Origin of the sequence: Pseudoduganella sp. RAF53_2 (genome assembly GCF_052113985.1) — a bacterium.
Classification (GTDB): Bacteria; Pseudomonadota; Gammaproteobacteria; order Burkholderiales; family Burkholderiaceae_D; genus Rugamonas.
The window spans coordinates 1-3,368 of the sequence record NZ_JBFRDW010000651.1; the positions used below are offsets into that span (position 1 = coordinate 1).

The window sequence follows — 3,368 nt, forward strand, 5'->3', positions numbered from 1 at the left end:
CGCCGACACCACGGGCTACTGGCTGTTCAAGCCCCTGCCTGGTTCCGCCGACAAGACCGTGGTCGAATACCACGTCTACGCCGATCCCGGCCCTGTGCCCTTCGGTTTCGGCTGGATCGTCGACATGATGAGCAAGCGCAGCCTGCCCCGCACATTGGAAGCGCTGCGGACCCAGGCGGCGAAACAGTGAGTTATAGTGGGCCACCACCAGTTGCGGAGGCTCCACATGAACACACACCATGACGCTGACCACCTGCGCTTCCATCGCCAGCATGAACACCTGAGCACCGTCTTCGGCGCGGACCGATTCGGACAACGCGCCGAAGCGTTCGCGCGCTTCTTCGGCACACCGATCTTCCTCGGTGCGCAGACGGTGCTGGTACTGCTATGGATCGCGGCCAACCTGGTTGGGTGGGCGCATTTCGATCCCTACCCTTTCATTCTATTGAATCTGGCCTTCAGCGTGCAGGCCGCCTATGCCGCGCCACTTATCCTGCTGGCACAAACGCGGCAGGCGGAACGCGACAAAGCTCAGACGGATGCGGACGCCCGCCACCGCGAGGCGCTGGCATTGGCGGCGTCGCGGCATTCGGCGCAGATGATGGAGCTGTTGAAGCAGAATACCGAGCTGACGGCTGCGACGCAGCAGATGGCGGAACGTATCGACAGGCTGACGGCCGAGATGCACCAGCATATTCTGGCGGCGGCACAGCGGCGGATCGAATGATCCGCCCTACGTCCTGCGGATCGGGTTTTATTGGGTGCGGCGCATCTCCACCACGAAGTCGTATCGGTCGCTGCGGCAGTAGGAGTGGGCCAGCTCTATGGGCTGGCCGCTGGGGTCATAGGCGATACGCCTGATGAATAGCACGGCGTCGCCCGCGCTCAGGCCAAGCAGCCCGGCCACCAGCGTATCGGAATTCATGGAGCGGATATGCTGCACCGTGCGCACCGGCGGATGGCCAACCCGCGCCAGGTGCTCTTCCAGCGAATCCTGCAGCAACTCCGGCGCCGCCAGCAAAGCGGCGCGCACGGCGCCCACTTCATAAGCCATCACTACGCCGTCCGCCACCAGCAGACGTTCCACGCGCGCCACCTGCGCGTCCTCACCCAGGCCCAGGGCAAACTGCTCGCCCGCATTGGCGCCGGTGAGTGCGCGCTTCAGCCACACCGTGCTGGCCTCGGACCCGCTTTGGCCGACAGCTTCGGAGAATTGCGGCTCCAGAGTTTCGACTTGCGGCGCGATGTAAGTACCCGAGCCGCGGCGGCGCACCACCAGTCCCTGCTCCACCAGCTGGTCCAGCGCCTTGCGCGCCGTCACGCGCGAGACGTTCAACCACTCGGACAGCACGCGCTCCGGCGGCAGCGCCACGTCCGGCGGATAGTGGCCATTGCGCACCATGTCCCCCAGCCTGCGCGCCAGCCGCACGTACAGCGGCGACGTGTCATCCTCATCCGGATGGCATTGCAGCAGGGACGGCGCGATGTAATTCATACCTTGATGAACCAGCGACGGCGATACATGAACCAGGCCACCACAAACATCACGGCATTGAACGCAATCGCATACAGCAGCGAAGTCATCTCCGGCGCCAGTGGCAGCGCCTTGATCGGTGCGTACAGCGTAGCGCCCAGCTTGAAGAAGCCGATCATCTTCGCCACCAGGCCGGAAAGCGCAAAGAGGAACAGGGCGTTCATGCCATAGATGGTGAAGAACCTGACGTAGCGTGGCGGCAGCGCAGGCGGTCCGTCGAGCAGCCAGTAGAAGACCGAGAACATGAGTAGCGCCCAGCCGGTCATCATGAAGCAGTAGGACGTGGTCCACAGACTCTTATTGATCGGCATCAGCACGGCGTCGAGCACGACGCTGATAAATAGTGCGGCCAGGCCGGCCATCAGCATCCAGACCGTCGTTTCGGTCGGCGCGCGGCGCGCCAGCAGCCAGCGGCCCGTCAGCACGCCAAACAGCTGGCTGCACAAGGCGGGGATGGTGGTGAACAGGCCTTCCGGGTCCCAGGTCTTGGACTGCACCCACATATGGCCGGTCAAAAGCAGGCGATCGATGTAGGCGCCGACATCGCGCCCCGGCTCCAGCGCACCGGCGGCGAGCACGCCGTCCAGTCCTGGCACGGGAATCAGCAGCATCACGATGCTGTAGAAACCAAGCAGTCCGGCAATCCATGCCAGCTGCTGCCGCCAGTTGAAATACACGACCAGCGGTGCGGCCAGTGCGGTGCACAGCGCAATGCGCTGCAGCACACCGGGAATGCGCACGGAAGTCAGATCGAACTTCGGAATGAAATTCAGCAGGAAGCCGATCAGGAAAATCAGGGCTGCGCGCTTGAACAGCTTGCGCAGCAAGGCGCCCTTGTCGGCGCCCGCTTCGGCCTGGCGGCCGAGCGAGAAGGTCATCGATATGCCACCGATGAACAGGAAGAAGGGGAAAATCCAGTCGGTGAAAGTCCAGCCGTTCCACTTGGCGTGTTCCAGCTGGGAGTACAAATGACTCCAGTCACCGGGATTATTCACCAGCAGCATGCTGGCGATGGTGAATCCACGGAAGGCGTCAAGCGACGCCAGCCGATTCTTGGGTATTCCCGGCGACTGGTTTGGCATTAATATTTCACGCGAAGGTTGAGGAAGTATTGACGACCGTTGCGGCGGAACGAATGCGGTTCATCCTTGCTGCGCACATAATTCTTGCTGATCGGGTCGTTCAGGTTCAGGCCATCAAAGGACAGCGACAGGTGCTCGTTGATCTTGTACTGGATCGAACCAGCCAGCGTCGCGAAATCGTCGGCGTGGATGGTCGGACCAACGCGGTCGATGGCGATGATGTAATCCGAGCGGCCATTGTAAGCCAGACGTGCGCTCCACTTGTCGTTCTCGTAGTACGCGCCGATGTTATACGTATGCTTGGACTGGCCCAGCATGCGCGCACCTTCCGCATCCTTCGAATCCGCGTACGTGTAGTTGGCGTTGAAGCCGAAGCCTGCGCCAATCGGCTGTTCCCACGCCAGTTCCACGCCGCGCAGCTTGGCCGAGATGGCGCCCGGCGAAGTCAGACGGTAGGTTTCCAGCGCGCCGGTCGAGGTGTTGTACAACTGGATGTCGCTCTCGCCGAACTTCACGTAGTCGTGGATGTTCGATGCAAACACACCAGCCGACAGCAGCGCGCGCGGTGCGAAGTACCAGCCCAGCGATGCGTCGAAGTTGTCGCCCTTGATCGGCTTCAGGTTCGGATTGCCGCCAGTGGCTTTGTGGGTCAGGTTGTCCACCGAGGAGATACCACCCGCGATATCCGCGTAGTTCGGACGCGAAATGGTGCGGTTCAGGCCCACACGGCCAATCAGATCGTGGTTGAATTC

At 62.2% G+C, this 3,368-nt stretch carries 4 protein-coding genes and 1 pseudogene; 2 read left to right on the top strand and 3 right to left on the bottom strand.

Features of this window, described 5'->3' with window-relative positions; all coding sequences use genetic code 11:
* Window positions 1-190: pseudogene (locus AB4Z11_RS27145) on the top strand (hypothetical protein); the annotation flags it as partial.
* A gap of 36 nt (window positions 191-226) precedes the next feature.
* Complete coding sequence (locus AB4Z11_RS27150) at window positions 227-727, top strand: DUF1003 domain-containing protein (protein ID WP_442028952.1); 501 nt, start codon at window positions 227-229, stop codon at window positions 725-727.
* A 27-nt stretch (window positions 728-754) separates the two neighbouring features.
* Here the strand turns inward: AB4Z11_RS27150 and AB4Z11_RS27155 are convergent, their stop codons facing one another.
* From AB4Z11_RS27155 to AB4Z11_RS27165, 3 genes are all read right to left on the bottom strand, one after another.
* Window positions 755-1,495 (bottom strand): GntR family transcriptional regulator, encoded by a 741-nt coding sequence (locus AB4Z11_RS27155; RefSeq protein WP_442028953.1) that lies wholly within the window; start codon window positions 1,493-1,495, stop codon window positions 755-757.
* Window positions 1,492-2,616 (bottom strand): acyltransferase family protein, encoded by a 1,125-nt coding sequence (locus AB4Z11_RS27160; protein ID WP_442028954.1) that lies wholly within the window; start codon window positions 2,614-2,616, stop codon window positions 1,492-1,494. The genes AB4Z11_RS27155 and AB4Z11_RS27160 overlap by 4 nt, the downstream gene beginning before the upstream one ends.
* Window positions 2,616-3,368: TonB-dependent receptor domain-containing protein (locus AB4Z11_RS27165; protein ID WP_442028955.1), on the bottom strand; the 753-nt coding region annotated here is incomplete at its 5' end. The genes AB4Z11_RS27165 and AB4Z11_RS27160, both read right to left, overlap by 1 nt.

What these genes read in the sequence shown, in the direction of transcription:
- AB4Z11_RS27150 (WP_442028952.1), top strand. Translation starts at nt 227, where the DNA reads ATGAACACACACCATGACGCTGACCACCTGCGCTTCCATCGCCAGCAT.
- AB4Z11_RS27155 (WP_442028953.1), bottom strand. Translation starts at nt 1,495, where the DNA reads ATGAATTACATCGCGCCGTCCCTGCTGCAATGCCATCCGGATGAGGAT.
- AB4Z11_RS27160 (WP_442028954.1), bottom strand. Translation starts at nt 2,616, where the DNA reads ATGCCAAACCAGTCGCCGGGAATACCCAAGAATCGGCTGGCGTCGCTT.